The following is a 15,283-nucleotide window of genomic DNA, read 5'->3' as shown; positions in this document are numbered from 1 at the left end:
GTGCTGTCGCCGGCGTCGATCCCGTGGCGGCAGGTGGGCCGGGCCGCACGCGAGCGGGGGCGCGGGTATGCGGTCGCGGCGGCCGGCAGCCGTCCGGCCCGGTGGCTGCGCGAGCGCGCCGCGCGCCTGACCCGCCGGAGGACCCCCAGTGCCTAGGGGAACGCTGATTTATAGGTCGATGCCGCTCATTGAGGTGCGGAGCGAGGTACGAGCGGAGCCTCGAAATGAGTTGCGGTTTGGGTCCCTTCGAGGCTCGCAAGCTCGCACCTCAGGGACCGGATGCTCCCGGTCCCTGAGGTGCGACGAAGGAGCCTCGAAGGGGCGGGCCTCAGCCAGCGACGGCCGTCCGGTCCCTGAGGTGCGACGAAGGAGCCTCGAAGGGACCACTCCAGCGCCTCCTCCGTCCCATGAATCCGACTGAAGAACCCGAGGTCCACGCATGAGCCAGCACCATCCCCAGCCGCCCACCGCCTACGCGACCCTCGGCAACCGGTTCGTCGGTGCCGCAGTCGACGGGCTACTGAACCTGCTATTCGTCGGCCCGGCCTACGGCCTGCAGATCGCGGCGACATCCGACCCGTACAGCGTCAACACGGGTCTGCTCATCGGCGCGCTCGTCCTGTGGGTCCTCTATTTCGGCTGGTGGTTCTACCAGCGGATCTACTGCGTCGGTGTCCACGGGCAGGCCATCGGTCACAAGGTCGCCGGGATCGCGGTCGTCGATATGGATACCGGCCGGCCGGTAGGGATGGGGCGCGCGATCTTGCGTAATGTCGTCTTGGCCCTGACGGCCACGTGCTGCGGAATCATGGCGTTGATCTCGGCGCTGGTGTCGAACTCCCATCCGCGACGCCAGATGTGGCATGACAGCGTTGCGGGAACCGTGGCGGTCAGGGCCGATTCGCTCGGCGGGGCACCCGCAGCGAAGGCCCCGGCCGAGGGTGTTCTGCCGGTGGTGCTGCCGGGCACGCCGCCTTCGGCACCGGCCGGCCACGTGCTGCCGCCGCTGCCCACGCGCCCGGGAACCGACCTCACCTCGAATCCCGGGACGCCGCCGCTGGCCGCCCCACAGGCTAAGGACCGCCTGCCCGCGCCGCCGGTCCGTCCGGCTGCGGCGCCCGTGTCGCCTGCGGTTCCGACGCCGCTGCCCCAGCCTCCGGTGACCCCGCCGCTGACTCCGCCGTCGACCCCGCCGACCGGGGGGCTTATCACCTCGGTTCCGGGATTCAGTGCGCCGTCGACGCCAGGAACGCCGCAGCCGGCCGTCCAGCCCCCGGTGCCGCAGCGGCCCGCGAGCGAGGTCGATGCGCGCACGCAGTTGCGTCCTCGTCGCGCCAAGCAGCCCGCGTGGCGTTTGCGGTCCGATTCCGGTCAGGTCATCGAGGTATTCGGCACGGTGCTGGTCGGTCGCGACCCGTCCGCAGACGGACATCCCGGCGCGACGCTGGTGCCGGTCGACGATCCGGAGCGCAGCATGTCCAAGACCCATGCGCGCTTCACCCTGGTCGGCATCGAGGTGGAGGTCGAGGACCTGCATTCGACCAACGGCACCTACCTCGTGCGCGACGGGAACGAGTCGGAGCTAACCGAGCCGACCGTCCTCGCCGCCGGCGATCAGATCGCCCTCGGCGACCGGATCTTCACCCTGGAGCCGTCCGAATGAAGCTGAAGCTGTCGGTCGGAGGGGCCAACGGCGACCGCGACGTCCTGGTCACCGCCGACGCTGCGGCGACCGTGGGCGATGTCGCGGAGGAGATTCAGGCACGGCTCGACGGCAACTCGTCGTCAGGCGGGCAGACCACGTTACGGGTACACGGCCTGCCGACCGAACGCGGTGCGCAGACCGTGGTGCTCGATCCGCACGGCCCCATCGGCGAGTCCCCGTTGCCGTCCGGCTCTCGGGTCAGCGTCGCCTCCTCCACCGAACTGTTCGACGGAAGCGGTCACCGCCGGGCCGGTGCCGTGGCGGTGCTGAGGGTGCTCGCCGGCCCGGACGCGGGCCAGGAGTTCGGGTTGCCCTCCGGCGCCACCCACGTCGGCCGCGACGCCTCCTCCGAGGTGGTGCTGTCCGACCGGTTCGTCTCCAAACGGCACGTGCGCGTGAGCGTGACCGATGTCGTCGAGGTCATCGACCTCGGATCGGCCAACGGCACGAGCCTGTCCGGTGAACAGGTGCAGCGGGCGACGGTTCTGCCGGGCGATGTCGTACAGATCGGCGACACGAGCTTCACGATCGTCCCGCTCCAGCGGCTTACTGCCGACGCTTCGGGCACGGTGCAGTTCAATCGGGCACCCCTCGTGCAGCAGATCTTCGCCGCGCGGGAGATCGATGCACCCGAACCTCCGGGACTCGTGCGGACGTCCCATTTCCCATTCGTCGCCATGGCGGGGCCGCTTCTCATCGCCGGCGCGATGTTCGCCGTCGTCAAACTCACCGGCATGCAGACCTCTCCCATCATGTTCGTGATGATGGGTCTCAGCCCGTTTATGATGCTCGGCGCGTTCTTCGACCAGAGGCGTCAGAACAAAGGTGAAGCGAAGCAAGCGCTGAGGCAGTACCGGGCGGCCGTCGAGGACCTGCGAGCGGACCTGGAGATCCTGCGGGAGGAAGAACGCGCCTCGCGGTACAACGAGGCCCCGTCGACCGCCGATGGATTGTCGGCCGTCGAGCAGCACGGCCGTCTGCTGTGGTCTCGCCGGACGGACCGGCCGGGCTTCCTGGACCTGCGGCTCGGCATCGGCCGGGTGCCGTCCCGCGTGACCTTGAACCTTCCGGACAGCCGCCGTTCGGACCCGAAGCATTGGCACCTGATCGCCGACCTCCAACGGGATTTCTCTACCATCGATGATGTCCCCGTCGTCGCTTCACTCATGGACGCCGGCGGTATCGGAGTCGCCGGACCGCCGGAGATGATGTCGGTCGTGGCGCGCGCCCTGGTCGCGCAACTTGCTTGCCTGCATTCGCCCGCTGATGTGGCCATCGCGGCGGTCGGGAGTTCTCAATCGGTGGGGCAGTGGGACTGGCTGAAGTGGCTGCCGCATGTGGGCGGTCCGCACGCGCCTATCACTGGTGTGTCCCTCGCGGACAATTCGACGACCTCGGCACGTTTGGTCGCCGAGTTGGAACAGCTGCTCAACGAGCGCATGGTCGCCAAGGAGAATGCGACCGGTCCGATGTCGGAGCCTCGGGTAGTCCTCATCGCCGTGGACGACGCGCCCATTGAGCGCTCGCGGCTCGTCACGCTCGCCGAGGCCGGCCCGGAGGTGGGGCTGCACGTGCTGTGGTGCGCCTCGTCGGTGGGCCGCATTCCAGCGGCTTGCCGCTCGTTCGTCGAAGTCGACCATGCCGGCCATGCCGAGTCCGGACAGGTCCACCTGTCGGAGATCGTCGACCCGATCCGCTGCGAGTCCTTGGACGTCGACGTCGCCGGCCACATCGCGCGGCGGCTCTCGTCAGTCGTGGACGCCGGTGCCCCGATCCACGACGACAGCGACCTGCCGCGTTCGGTCTCCTTCCTCGCCTCGATGGGAACGGAGATGGGCAGTTCTCCCGAGCCGGTCGTCGAACGGTGGATCGCCAACGACCCGACGCTGGTCGGAGGGCCGCCGGTCAAGGGCGGGTTCTCGCTGCGCGCGGTGGTCGGCCAGGCGGCCGGCGATGCGTTCGCGCTCGATCTGCGCACCCACGGGCCGCACGCATTGGTCGGCGGCACGACCGGCGCGGGCAAGAGCGAGTTCCTGCAATCGTGGGTCCTGTCGTTGGCGGTCTCCCAGAGTCCCCGGCGGGTCACCTTCTTGTTCGTGGACTACAAGGGAGGGTCGGCCTTCGCCCGGTGTACCGAACTGCCGCATTGCGTCGGCCTGGTCACCGACCTCGACCAGCATCTGGTCCGGCGTGCGTTGACATCGTTGCGTGCCGAGCTGACCTACCGTGAGGAGATCCTGGCCCACTACCGCGCCAAGGACATCATCGATCTGGAGAAGAAGCCCGACGCCCCGCAACTGCCGAGCCTGCTCATCGTGGTCGACGAGTTTGCGGCGTTGGCGCAGGAGATCCCGGAGTTCGTCGATGGCGTCGTCGATGTCGCCCAACGCGGCCGGTCTCTCGGCCTGCACCTGATTCTGGCGACGCAGCGGCCTTCGGGCGTCATCACCGGGAACCTGCGGGCCAACACCAACCTGCGCGTCGCGCTGCGTATGGCTGACGCCGACGACTCGAAGGATGTCCTCGAAGACGTCATGGCGGCCGGATTCGATCCGGGCATTCCCGGTCGTGGTGCCGCCAAGACGGGGCCGGGCCGGTTGACGACCTTCCAATCCCTCTATGTCGGCGGGAGCACGCCGGACGTGGTGCCCCGTCCGTCGGTGGACCTGGAGACCCTGACCTTCGGTGCTGCTCAGGTGTTGAAGCGAGACAGTGCCGACGAAGTGCGACCCACCGGTCCCGAACCGGAGACCGACCTGAACCGGACCGTGGATCAGGTCATCGCAGCTGCCCGCCAACTGGAGTTGTCCGAGCCGCGCAAGCCGTGGCTGCCGGTGCTGGCACGGGTCTACGACCAGGCGATGGTTCCTCAGCGTACGGATGCCGAACTGGCCATCGGCATGCAGGACATCCCGCAGCAGCAGAGCAACGACTTCATCTACTTCCGCCCGGACGTCGACGGCAACATGGCCATCATCGGCACTGGTGGATCGGGTAAAAGCGGTGCGCTGCGCACGCTCGCGGTGGCTGCGGCCGGCACCATGCGCGGCGGCCCCTGCGACGTCTACGCGCTGGACTTCGGCTCGCGCGGACTGGCGATGCTCGAAGAGCTTCCGCACGTGGGGGCCGTCATCGCCGGGACGGACCACGAGCGGGTCGGCCGCCTGCTGCGGTGGCTGCGCGACGAGGCCGAGTTCCGGGCGCGCAGGTACGCGGCCGTGAATGCGTCCACCATCACCGAGTATCGGCAACGCTCGGGCGACACCGATGAACGGCGCCTTCTCGTGTTGATCGATGGCTTGGGGGCCTTCCGGCAGGAGTACGAACTCGGTCCGCGCAGTGGCTACTACACCCTGTTCAACCAGTTGGCCGCCGACGGCCGTGCCGTCGGCATCCATTTCGTGCTCACCGCAGACCGTCCTGCGGGTGTGCCCGCGTCCTTGTCGGCCACGATCCAGCAGCGCCTCATCCTGCGCCTGTCGGATCAGAACGACTACTCCTTGGCGGGTGTGCCGTCCGACGTACTTTCCAGCGACTCGCCCCGGGTCGTGGCATCTTGGACGGGCTGGAAGTTCAGGTCGCCATGATCGGCGGTTCGTCCAGCCTGCCTCGTCAGGCCGAGAGCCTCGGACGCCTCGCCGCAGTCATGCGACGACGTGGCCGCAGCCCGGCCCGGCCCATCGAGCGTCTTGCCGAGCGGGTCGAACTGGCCGAGTTGCCGGCGGCGATCAACGGCCATGCGGTCATCGGCGTTGGCGATGAGGACTTGCAGCCCTATGCCATCGAGACGCAGGGATCGTTCCTGGTCGTCGGTCCGCCGGTGAGCGGACGCACCACGGCGCTGGCTTCGATCATCACCGCGACCCGTCGTGCGGCACCCCGGACGGTGTCGTACCTGTTCGGTGCCAAGCGGACGGTTCTGCGGCACATGGATCCGTGGGAGTCCATCGCGGTGACCGATGAGGAGATGTCGGAGTTGGCAGCCGATCTGAGTTACCGGCTGTCATCGGGCACGCTGGTGCCCGAGCCGACATGTCCGGTCCTGATCGTGGTGGAGTCGTTCGAGGCCCTCGTGGGAGCGATGGCCGAATCGGCCATCGACGCCCTGGTCAGGACGGCTGTCGGCTACGACGCCTTTGTCGTCGGCGAATCGGAGACATCGGCGCTCAGCAGCGCCTACACGCTCGGAACCACCTTCAAGCAGGCCCGCCGGGGTATCGCGCTCCAACCGGACGATATGGACGGACAGACCGTCTTCAAGCAGTCCTTCCCACGGGCCAGCAGGTCGGAGTTCCCGCCGGGTCGCGGCATCGTCGTCGACGGCGGCCGGGCCATGCGCGTGCAGTTGGGTCTGCCGTCGTGAGAGGCGCCGGGTTCAGATGGGGATTGGTCCCCATCGACCCAGGCGGAAAACCTCTCTAAGTTCGTCTTGACCGCGACAGGGCGGTCGAGATCGGGGGATCACCACCGAGGCCACCGTGGCCGAGGACATTACAGAAGGGGATAGGGATCATGGCCGGAATGGTCGGCATGAATGTCGAAGAGGTTCGCACTCTCGCCAAGCAGATGGACACCGCTGCGCAGCAGATCGAGACCCTCGCGCGTCAGATTGGCTCGAAGCTCAACAGTACCACCTGGGTCGGCAACGACTTCAACACCTTCAAGAGCGACTGGGAGGGCCAGCACATGACGGCCATCACGAACGTCGTCAACGCGGTGCGCACGGCCGGACAGAAGGCCGGTCAGAACGCCACCGACCAGGAGAACGTCTCCAACGCCTGACCCGCGGTGCGGCCCCGGCCGGCTCTGGCCGGGGCCGCGGGTCGCCCCATGAGAGGAGGTCCGCCATGAACCAGATGTTCGGCATGAACATCGAGCAGATCCGTGCACTGTCAAGCCAACTCGACGCCGCAGGCACCGAGGTCGATCAGATCGTCACCACGTTGACCAAGGCGCTGAGTTCGACCAAGTGGGTCGGTAACGACCGCACACGGTTCGAGTCGAGCTGGTCCACAACGCATACGACGGGCCTGCGTAACGCCTCGGCGGCGTTGCGTAACGCCGCGCGCGCCGCCCGGACGAACGCCGACGAGCAGCATCGGATCTCGGGGCGCTGACATGGGGCACATGATCGGAGCGGACGTCGATGACCTGAGGCGTCTGGCCGCACAGTTCGATCAGGCGGCTGACCGGCTGAGGGCACAGGCCGGCCAGGTTTCCAACGGCGTGCGGGTCTCGGCATGGGTCGGGCCGGTCGCCGTACGTTTTCGGGCCGATTGGGACTCCACGCACAGCGTGGCGCTGAAGAATGCCGCAGCCGAGTTGGCCGAGAGCGCCCTCAGCCTCCGTCAGAACGCCAAGGAGCAGGAGGCCGCCAGCGCCAGCCTCAGTGGTAACGCCGGGACCTCGGTGGTCAAGGCTCACGCGGTGCAGAACGCCGCCCGCCACGCCGCCCAGGGCGGGGGGTCGAAGGCGATTGCCGATGCGAGCGACTTTTGGGATGGCGTCAAGGACGTCTACCAAAGAGCAGCCATGGGCATTGACTCGGCGAAGCTTCTGAAAGAAGCCGTCGAGTGGGCGAAACCGCAATGGGCGAAGAGTCTTCCCTGGATGGCGAAAGCGGGCAAGGTTCTCGGCAAACTCGGCGACGTCACGGCGGTGATCGGTGCCTTCGATGCCGGATGGCAGATCGGTGAAGGGATCGCTACCGGCGATGGCTTCAAAGTCACCGACGGCGTCATTTCGGCCGGCTTCGCCGTGGCCGGCGTTGCCCTTGTCGCGTGCCCGCCTGCTGCTCTGGTTGTCGGTGGCGTCGGTCTGGCGTGGGGAGCCGCGCAGTTGGCGAGTGGTGACGTGCCGGTCTCGAAGCGTGTCGCCGACTTTGCCGTGGGTACGTGGAACGGCGCGGCGGACCTGACGAACAAAGCGACTCACGCCGTGGCCGACGGTGCCAAAGCGCTTGCCGAAGGTGCCAGTGACACGGCCAAGAACATCGTGAACGGGGCTGGCGATGCCGTCAAGAACCTGTTCCGTCCGCCCAAGTTCAAGTTTGGATGGTGAATTCGAGTATGACGCAGGAGACCATTGCCTTCACCGGGCATGAGTTGGTCGCGCTGGCCGGGATGAGCACGTCGGCGGGGTCGACCAAGACCAGTGAGGTCCTTCAGTTGCCGGTAGGGGAGGAAGCCGCCGACTTCGCGCTCATGGGTGCAGCGACCTTGGTCGTGCGCGATTTCGCCACCACCGATGGGGAAGAACTCGATCTTCAGGGCCCAGCCCGTCATGTGGCAGTGGTCTTCGCGGAGTCGTCCGAATGGGTCGAAGTGGCGGTGATGACGGCTGACGAGGCCGTCACGGCGTACACCTTGATCGGTGCGCCGTTGGGAGGGCTTGCCTTGCAGGTGGTCAAGCTGGGCATCCGTGAGGTCAACCCCCTCCGCCCCGAGGTCGACCTCATCGACCTGGCCGTCGCTGTCGTGCGGGAACGATTCGAGGAAGTCGGCTCGGTCGCTGCCATCGGTACGGTCAAGTGGCATCGTGAAGACTCGTCGTGGCAGGCCGCCTCATTGCAGCGGTCTGAAGCCGGCGATTGGCAGGTCGTCGGACCGGAAACGAACACCGACGATTCCGCCGAGGTGATGACGGTGACGGCCTCCACGGTCTGGCAGGAATGGGCGGGCCGTCTGCGTCAAGGCGCGCAGTGACATGAACGCCATGATCGGTGCCGACGTCGATGCTCTGCGGCAGTTGGCGACGCAGTTCGACCAGGCGGCTGATCGTTTGCGGGCACAGGCAGGCCAGGTCTCCAACGGCGTACAGGTGTCGGCGTGGGTCGGTCCGGTCGCCGTGCGCTTCCGGGCGGACTGGGACTCCACCCACAGCGTCGCCCTCAAGAACGCCGCCGAGGAACTGGCCGAGAACGCCACAGTGCTGCGCCAGAATGCCGCGCAGCAAGAGGCCGCCAGCACGAGCCTGTCGGGTACCGCTGGCTCGTCGGTCGTGGCGAGTGGTGCGACCTCCTGGAAGGACACGAGCGCGCCCTGGGGCGAGGTGACGGCGGATGACTATCTGCAGTTCTCCAAGGCGGCTTATGACCCGTCTAAACTCCCCGACGGATGGCAGCCGGCGAGTGGCGACGAGTTGAAGAAACTCGGCATCGATCCGGGCATGCTGCACACCAAGAATGGTCTGGACGCGGTGATCGCGACCGATGGCAAGGGTCACTATGTGCTGATCTTCCGTGGCTCCACCGAGCACGGAGGGGCCGTGGACTGGTGGCGAGAGAATGCTCGTGCGGGCCTGTCCTCCGGCGCGGTGGGGAGCATCGCCTCTCAAGGCGCGGCAGACCTTCTCGCTCTCCACGACCCCGGGTCTTCGACCGAAGAAGCCATGAACCTCGCCCTTGCGCTCAAGAACGCCGTCGGCACCGAAAACATGACGGCCACCGGGCATTCGCTCGGCGGTCGGCATGCGGCTGTAGCGGGCCTTGTCACCGGATCGACAGCCGTGACGTTCAACGCGGCAGGCGTCACCAACGACGATCTGCTCTACGCGCGCACACTCATGGGCAAAGACACCAATTTCGGCCAGTACGTGTTGGGTCGCATGACCGAGGGCGGCGCTCTCAAAGACGGCATCGACACCAGCCGAATCACCAACTACACGACTTCGGGCGATCTGTTGACCTTTGGGCAGAAGTACACAAGTGCCTACGACGCGATCGGTCGTCAGGTCGAGGTTGACGGTCCGAATCACGATCTGGAGTCGTTCGACGGGAAACTCCGGTGAACGGGCGGTGGTTGGGGGTTGCGGCTCTTGCCGCTCTCGCCGCATGCACCGGCGCGAATGAGGGCGGGGAGACGACGTGCGGGGAGTTCCTTGCGCAGTCCGAGAGCGCGCGGATCGAGGTCGTCAAGACGCTGCTCGACGAGGCGGACGCCGACGACAGTGACGCGGCGGTCGCGTTGACCCGGATGACGACCGAGGCGTATTGCCGCAATGTCGGCACCGAGGACGATCAGGTGCGCGACGTCATCGGCAAGCCGGTGCCGTAGTGGTCGGCCGGGGTCCCTTCGAGGCTCGCTCGTTCCTCGCTCGCGCCTCAGGGACCGGCTCGTCGCAGGTTAGACCTGCGCGGATAGGTGAGAACCCGGTCATTGAGGTGCGAGCTTGCGAGCCTCGAAATGACCCACCACAGCAGGCTTCGCCCTTCGAGGCTCCTCGTTCCTCGTCGCGCCTCAGGGGCCTATCCGCGTAGGGGAGAAGTCCCCATGGCCGCGGGGCGCGTGCGGTCCTAGCCTCGGACAAGCTCGACGTGGAGAGGAATCGCATGACCCATTCGGATGGACCGCAGCCGATCCCGGAGGTCGACTACTACGCCGTGATCGACGGCGACTCCCACGGGCCGCTCGACGCCGAGGGACTCAGCGGCCTCGTCGCCGACGGGCGTATCGATCCCACCTCGATGATCTCGGTCGACTACGGCCCCTGGCAGCCCGCCAGCACGATACCGGTCCTCTTCGCGCAGGCCGCGCCGTCGGCGGCAACGCCTGCGGCCCCACCGGCTCTCGTAACCCGCCCCGTCGCGGCCAAGGCTCCCGCCAAGCCCCCCGCGCTCTGCGGCGCGCTGTTTTACGGGGGCCTCGCGGTCCTCTTCCTCGCCGCCATGGTCAAGAGTGTCGTCCAAGGGACGACCGGGGGCTTCGGCCTGTCCTTCGGCGACTACCTGCATTGGTACTTCATCGATAATCTCGGCCTGATCGAATGCGCCGTGATCCTCGCGTTCATGGTCACCGTCGTCGGCCTGCTCGCCAAGCCGTCGACGGGCTGGCTCATCCTCGGCCTGCTTGAGATGACAGGCGAGACGGTGTGGTGGCTCGTCAACGCGCTGAGAACCGGTTTCTGGTGGGGCGGCGGCGATCCACTGGGACTCGTGCTCTATCTCGCCACGGTCTACCCGCCGAGTTGGACCGCCTATGTCGGCTTCCCGCTGGCGCTCCTGGCGGGCCTCGCGCTGGTCCTGTGGTCGGCGGTCTCGTCCCGGAAGGGTGAGCCGCCAGCGATGCCCCGGCCGCTTGCCGCAACCACCACCGCATCCGAGCCGGTCCCGCTCCCTCCGCCTCCGGCCAGCCGGCAGCCCCTCGACTTGCCCCTTCCGCCACCCGCGGGCAGCGAACCCGTCGACCTCCCGCTCCCGTCTCCGGCCGGCAGCGAACCCGTCGGCCTTCTGCCCCCGCCACCGGCGTCCTCCGGGGGCACGGGGCTGGCTGGCAAGCAGGGCGCGATCATCGCTACCGTCGTCATCGCGCTGCTCCTGGTCGGCAGCGTCCTGACCGCCGTCATCCTCGGTAACCGGGGAGGCGACTCCTCGCAGGCTTACGACGACTACGACGAACCCACCTACGAGCCGACCTACGAACCCACCTACGAGCCGACCCCCAGCCCGATGCCGACCGCTCCGGAGGCACCTGGAGGCATGAACAACAGCGCCACCTGGGCCTACACCGACGACGAGGGCTTCAGCCTCGACATGACGATCTCCTTCGGTACCGTGCAGTCCGGCACGCAGCTCGTCGGCGCGTCGCATCCGAGTGACGCCGAACTGATCCTCGGCACGTCCTGCTCCTTCGACCCCGAGCGAGACGGCCTCGTGGTGGGTTCCATGACGGTCACCGCCCGGACCGAGGGCTTCGACACCCCGCTGGTCGGTGCCTTCAGTTTCGACATGTTCTCCTCGTCGTCATACGGGGACTCCAGCGACGGCCGCATCCAGGTGGAGCACCGCTTCACGACCGACGGCCCGGCCTGTGAATACCTCAACAGCTACGGCAACTATTCGGAGGACGTCGACGTGATGTGGCAGGAGTCCCAGCCTGCGGGGACCACCGTGAGCCATCCGTTCTTCGTGATCCTCAAGAACTACTATTCGCCGAACACGCCGAACGGTGACTCCGCGTGGCTCGACTCGGTGGCCTTCGTGCCGCGCTCGCAGGCCAACACGAACCTGAACTCTGAGGCCACGCCGTACAGCCCTGATACCTCCTCGTTCGAGGGCATCACCCTGAGTGGCCGCAAGGTCTCCTACTGATCGCCGGATAGGCGACCCCGCCACGGCACCCTTCGAGGCTCGGCCGCAAGCGGCCTCGCACCTCAGGGACCGCTCTGCGGCCTCCGGTCCCTGAGGTGCGACGAAGGAGCCTCGAAGGGGCCACCGCCGCAGGCTCGCTCGTTCCTCGCTCGCACCTCAGCCAACGGGACTTACCTGCGGGCGTTCTAACAGGATCTCTTTTATGTGTAAACATCCGGGGAGGGACCCGATTTGGTGGGAGGGCGGGCACGGGCGTAAGGTTGGTAGCCGGTCTGGGTGCCGTCACTGTGGCGTGCCTGCACCGGGTAAGTCGAAGCAATCCGAGTAGCTGAGGTTCATGGCGAAAAAAGAAGGCGTCATCGAGATGGAAGGCGCGGTGGTGGAGGCCCTCCCCAACGCGATGTTCCGTGTCGAGCTGACCAACGGGCACAAGGTGCTCGCCCACATCAGCGGCAAGATGCGCCAGCACTACATCCGCATCCTCCCCGAGGACCGGGTCGTGGTGGAGCTCTCGCCGTACGACCTCAGCCGCGGTCGCATCGTCTACCGCTACAAGTGACGCCTCGCTAGGCGCGTCGCTCGCGGGCACACCTGTGCCCGTCACAACTGCATATCCGACCATTCACGTTCAGATTCAGGAAAGAGCTTCTCCATGAAGGTCAACCCGAGCGTGAAGAAGATCTGTGACAAGTGCAAGGTGATCCGTCGCCACGGCCGCGTCATGGTGATCTGCGAGAACCCGCGCCACAAGCAGCGCCAGGGCTGACCCCAGAACATCAGCAGAGTTTCTTCGCCAGCACCACTGAACATCTGACGGCTCACCCGAGGACTCCTCGGGTGCGACCCCCGGCGCGAAGGCCGGGGCCCGGTTCCGAAGCCACGAGCATCGGGAGGCAACCGGGGCGCCGCGGATGACCACACCTTCGCCGAACCGAAAGGACCGCCAGACATGGCACGCCTCATCGGAGTCGATCTCCCGCGCGAGAAGCGCCTCGAGATCGCACTCACCTACATCTTCGGCATCGGGCGCACCCGCGCCGCCGAAACCCTCGCCGCTACCGGCATCTCCGGCGACCTGCGGGTCCACGAGCTGAACGACGACCAGCTCGTCGCGCTGCGTGATCACATCGAGGCCAACTACCAGGTCGAGGGCGACCTGCGCCGCGAGGTCACCGCCGACATCCGCCGCAAGATGGAGATCGGCAGCTACCAGGGCCGCCGCCACCGTGCGCACCTGCCGGTCCGCGGCCAGCGCACCAAGACCAACGCGCGCACCCGCAAGGGTCCCAAGCGCACCGTCGCCGGAAAGAAGAAGTGATCGCCTGATGCCTCCCAAGACCGCCGGCGCCAAGAAGGTGCGCCGCAAGGAGAAGAAGAACGTCGCGCAGGGCCAGGCCCACATCAAGAGCACGTTCAACAACACGCACGTCACCATCACCGACCCGACCGGTGCCGTCATCGCGTGGGCCTCGGGCGGAACCGTGGGCTTCAAGGGTTCGCGCAAGTCGACGCCGTTCGCGGCGGGCATGGCCGCCGAGGCCGCCGGCCGTCAGGCCATGGAGCACGGCATGAAGAAGGTCGACGTCTTCGTCAAGGGTCCCGGCTCGGGACGCGAGACCGCGATCCGCTCGCTGAGCGCCGTCGGCCTGGAGGTCGGCACGATCTCCGACGTCACCCCCAGCCCGCACAACGGCTGCCGCCCGCCCAAGCACCGCCGTCTCTGACGCGCTGCCTTCGATCTTTCTTTCCAGGAGTATGTGAATCATGGCCCGTTACACCGGTCCTCTCACCAAGAAGTCGCGCCGTCTCGGCGTCGACCTCGTCGGTGGTGACGCCGCCTTCGAGCGTCGCCCCTACCCGCCCGGCCAGCACGGCCGCACCCGCGTCAAGGAGTCCGAGTACCGCACCCAGCTGCAGGAGAAGCAGAAGGCGCGTTACACCTACGGCGTCCTCGAGAAGCAGTTCCGCCGCTACTACGAGGAGGCCTCGCGCCGTCCCGGCAAGACCGGCGACAACCTGCTGAGCCTGCTCGAGTCGCGTCTGGACAATGTCGTCTACCGCGCCGGCCTGGCCCGCACGCGGCGTCACGCCCGCCAGCTGGTGACCCACGGTCACTTCCTGGTCAACGGCGTCAAGACGAACATCCCGTCGTTCCAGGTCAGCAAGCACGACATCATCGACGTCAAGGCCAAGAGCCTGAACACGACGCCGTTCATCGTCGCGCGAGAGACCCACGACTCGGACACCGTTCCCGGCTGGCTCGACGTCTCGCCCGAGCGCGGTCGCATCCTGGTTCACCAGAACCCGGTCCGCGAGCAGATCACCGTGCCGATCTCCGAACAGCTCATCGTCGAGTACTACTCGAAGATCTGATCCTTCCGACGATCTCGTCCACCCCACCGACCCGGACCTCAGATGAAGGTGGTCCGGAAAGGAAAGAAACATGCTGATTGCCCAGCGCCCCGTCCTGTCCGAAGAGGTCATCGACGAGCATCGCTCGAAGTTCGTCATCGAGCCGCTCGAACCGGGCTTCGGTTACACCCTCGGCAACTCGCTGCGCCGCACCCTCATCAGCTCGATCCCGGGTGCCGCCGTCACGTCGATCAAGATCGACGGCGTCCTGCACGAGTTCTCGACCGTGCCCGGTGTCACCGAGGACGTCACCGAGATCATCCTCAACCTGAAGAACCTCGTGGTCTCCTCGACCATCGACGAGCCGGTCGTCATGTATCTGCGGGCGCAGGGCGCCGGCGACGCGACGGCGGCCGACATCGAGGTTCCGGCCGGTGTGGAGGTCCACAACCCGGACCTGCACGTGGCGACCCTCAACGAGAAGGGCCGTCTCGACATCGAACTCATCGTGGAGCGCGGCCGCGGTTACGTCTCGGCGGTGCAGAACAAGACCGGTGACGAGGAGATCGGGCGTATGCCGGTCGACTCGATCTACAGCCCCGTGCTGAAGGTCACCTACAAGGTCGAGGCCACCCGTGTCGAGCAGCGCACCGACTTCGACCGCCTCGTGATCGACGTCGAGACCAAGCCGTCCATCGTGCCGCGCGACGCCCTGGCGTCGGCCGGTTCGACGCTGGTCGAGCTGTTCGGCCTGGCGCGCGAGTTGAACGTCGAGGCCGAGGGCATCGACGTCGGCCCGTCGCCCATCGACGAGCAGCTGGCCGCCGACCTCGCGCTGCCCATCGAGGATCTCGACTTCAGCGTGCGGTCGTACAACTGCCTCAAGCGCGAGGGCATCCACACCGTCGGTGAGCTCATCACCCGTTCGGAGCAGGATCTGCTCGACATCCGCAACTTCGGACAGAAGTCGATCGACGAGGTCAAGGAGAAGCTGGTCGAGATGGGCCTGGCCCTCAAGGACAGCCCCGCCGGCTTCGATCCGTCGGCCGTCGTGTTCGACGACGAGGACACCTCGTTCGCCGAGGACGAGCAGTACTGAGTCAATTTCGTCGGGTGGCTCGCTGCCCGTCAGACCCCCT

General features: G+C 67.0%; 16 protein-coding genes. All 16 read left to right on the top strand.

The features are described from left to right. The first annotated feature begins 439 nt into the window (after positions 1-439). The 16 genes from QM597_RS07500 to QM597_RS07425 all read left to right on the top strand — a co-directional run bounded on the left by QM597_RS07500 (position 440) and on the right by QM597_RS07425 (position 15,243). A complete protein-coding gene (locus QM597_RS07500) occupies positions 440-1,663 on the top strand; it encodes an RDD family protein (protein ID WP_415004247.1) in 1,224 nt (407 codons plus the stop codon). Continuing rightward, positions 1,660-5,292, top strand: a complete 3,633-nt coding sequence (locus QM597_RS07495; RefSeq protein ID WP_415004246.1) for an FtsK/SpoIIIE domain-containing protein — start codon at positions 1,660-1,662, stop codon at positions 5,290-5,292. Before QM597_RS07500 ends, QM597_RS07495 begins: the two co-directional genes overlap by 4 nt. Continuing rightward, positions 5,262-6,068, top strand: a complete 807-nt coding sequence (locus QM597_RS07490; RefSeq protein WP_415004245.1) for a hypothetical protein — start codon at positions 5,262-5,264, stop codon at positions 6,066-6,068. Before QM597_RS07495 ends, QM597_RS07490 begins: the two co-directional genes overlap by 31 nt. A 149-nt stretch (positions 6,069-6,217) precedes the next feature. Further along, complete coding sequence (locus QM597_RS07485; protein WP_415004244.1) at positions 6,218-6,487, top strand: WXG100 family type VII secretion target; 270 nt, start codon at positions 6,218-6,220, stop codon at positions 6,485-6,487. A gap of 65 nt (positions 6,488-6,552) precedes the next feature. Beyond that, on the top strand, positions 6,553-6,822 hold the full coding sequence (locus QM597_RS07480) for a hypothetical protein (protein WP_415004243.1): 270 nt from the start codon (positions 6,553-6,555) through the stop codon (positions 6,820-6,822). Position 6,823: 1 nt separating this feature from the next. Continuing rightward, positions 6,824-7,765, top strand: a complete 942-nt coding sequence (locus QM597_RS07475; RefSeq protein ID WP_415004242.1) for a hypothetical protein — start codon at positions 6,824-6,826, stop codon at positions 7,763-7,765. A gap of 44 nt (positions 7,766-7,809) precedes the next feature. Next, positions 7,810-8,409: a hypothetical protein gene (locus QM597_RS07470; RefSeq protein WP_415004241.1), complete on the top strand. Its 600-nt coding sequence runs from the start codon at positions 7,810-7,812 to the stop codon at positions 8,407-8,409. A gap of 1 nt (position 8,410) precedes the next feature. Continuing rightward, entirely contained in the window at positions 8,411-9,493 is a 1,083-nt protein-coding gene (locus QM597_RS07465) for a hypothetical protein (RefSeq protein WP_415004240.1), read from the top strand. Continuing rightward, positions 9,490-9,759 carry a hypothetical protein gene (locus tag QM597_RS07460; RefSeq protein WP_415004239.1) on the top strand — a complete coding sequence of 90 codons (270 nt, stop codon included), beginning with the start codon at positions 9,490-9,492 and terminating at the stop codon, positions 9,757-9,759. Before QM597_RS07465 ends, QM597_RS07460 begins: the two co-directional genes overlap by 4 nt. A 275-nt stretch (positions 9,760-10,034) precedes the next feature. Next, entirely contained in the window at positions 10,035-11,792 is a 1,758-nt protein-coding gene (locus QM597_RS07455; RefSeq protein WP_415004238.1) for a GYF domain-containing protein, read from the top strand. Between the two features lie 337 nt (positions 11,793-12,129). Continuing rightward, on the top strand, positions 12,130-12,351 hold the full coding sequence (infA, locus tag QM597_RS07450) for a translation initiation factor IF-1 (protein WP_023647000.1): 222 nt from the start codon (positions 12,130-12,132) through the stop codon (positions 12,349-12,351). A 93-nt stretch (positions 12,352-12,444) separates the two neighbouring features. Beyond that, positions 12,445-12,558 carry a 50S ribosomal protein L36 gene (gene rpmJ / locus QM597_RS07445; RefSeq protein WP_008361054.1) on the top strand — a complete coding sequence of 38 codons (114 nt, stop codon included), beginning with the start codon at positions 12,445-12,447 and terminating at the stop codon, positions 12,556-12,558. Positions 12,559-12,741: 183 nt separating this feature from the next. Next, positions 12,742-13,110 carry a 30S ribosomal protein S13 gene (gene rpsM, locus QM597_RS07440; RefSeq protein WP_415004237.1) on the top strand — a complete coding sequence of 123 codons (369 nt, stop codon included), beginning with the start codon at positions 12,742-12,744 and terminating at the stop codon, positions 13,108-13,110. A gap of 7 nt (positions 13,111-13,117) precedes the next feature. Further along, entirely contained in the window at positions 13,118-13,516 is a 399-nt protein-coding gene (gene rpsK, locus QM597_RS07435) for a 30S ribosomal protein S11 (RefSeq protein WP_415004236.1), read from the top strand. A 40-nt stretch (positions 13,517-13,556) separates the two neighbouring features. After that, positions 13,557-14,165, top strand: a complete 609-nt coding sequence (gene rpsD / locus QM597_RS07430) for a 30S ribosomal protein S4 (protein WP_415004235.1) — start codon at positions 13,557-13,559, stop codon at positions 14,163-14,165. Between the two features lie 70 nt (positions 14,166-14,235). Next, complete coding sequence (locus QM597_RS07425; protein ID WP_415004234.1) at positions 14,236-15,243, top strand: DNA-directed RNA polymerase subunit alpha; 1,008 nt, start codon at positions 14,236-14,238, stop codon at positions 15,241-15,243. The last annotated feature ends 40 nt before the right edge of the window (positions 15,244-15,283 follow it).

Origin of the sequence: Aeromicrobium sp., assembly GCF_047607065.1 — a bacterium.
Classification (GTDB): domain Bacteria; phylum Actinomycetota; class Actinomycetes; order Propionibacteriales; family Nocardioidaceae; genus Aeromicrobium.
Note: the sequence above shows the minus strand (reverse complement) of the source record. Positions and strands in the feature narration are given on the sequence as shown.

Excerpts from the sequence above, each read along its gene's own strand:
- rpsK (WP_415004236.1), top strand. The coding sequence starts at position 13,118 with ATGCCTCCCAAGACCGCCGGCGCCAAGAAGGTGCGCCGCAAGGAGAAG.
- QM597_RS07455 (WP_415004238.1), top strand. The coding sequence starts at position 10,035 with ATGACCCATTCGGATGGACCGCAGCCGATCCCGGAGGTCGACTACTAC.
- QM597_RS07475 (WP_415004242.1), top strand. The coding sequence starts at position 6,824 with ATGGGGCACATGATCGGAGCGGACGTCGATGACCTGAGGCGTCTGGCC.
- QM597_RS07500 (WP_415004247.1), top strand. The coding sequence starts at position 440 with ATGAGCCAGCACCATCCCCAGCCGCCCACCGCCTACGCGACCCTCGGC.
- QM597_RS07480 (WP_415004243.1), top strand. The coding sequence starts at position 6,553 with ATGAACCAGATGTTCGGCATGAACATCGAGCAGATCCGTGCACTGTCA.
- QM597_RS07485 (WP_415004244.1), top strand. The coding sequence starts at position 6,218 with ATGGCCGGAATGGTCGGCATGAATGTCGAAGAGGTTCGCACTCTCGCC.
- rpmJ (WP_008361054.1), top strand. The coding sequence starts at position 12,445 with ATGAAGGTCAACCCGAGCGTGAAGAAGATCTGTGACAAGTGCAAGGTG.
- rpsD (WP_415004235.1), top strand. The coding sequence starts at position 13,557 with ATGGCCCGTTACACCGGTCCTCTCACCAAGAAGTCGCGCCGTCTCGGC.
- QM597_RS07495 (WP_415004246.1), top strand. The coding sequence starts at position 1,660 with ATGAAGCTGAAGCTGTCGGTCGGAGGGGCCAACGGCGACCGCGACGTC.
- QM597_RS07465 (WP_415004240.1), top strand. The coding sequence starts at position 8,411 with ATGAACGCCATGATCGGTGCCGACGTCGATGCTCTGCGGCAGTTGGCG.
- infA (WP_023647000.1), top strand. The coding sequence starts at position 12,130 with ATGGCGAAAAAAGAAGGCGTCATCGAGATGGAAGGCGCGGTGGTGGAG.
- rpsM (WP_415004237.1), top strand. The coding sequence starts at position 12,742 with ATGGCACGCCTCATCGGAGTCGATCTCCCGCGCGAGAAGCGCCTCGAG.
- QM597_RS07425 (WP_415004234.1), top strand. The coding sequence starts at position 14,236 with ATGCTGATTGCCCAGCGCCCCGTCCTGTCCGAAGAGGTCATCGACGAG.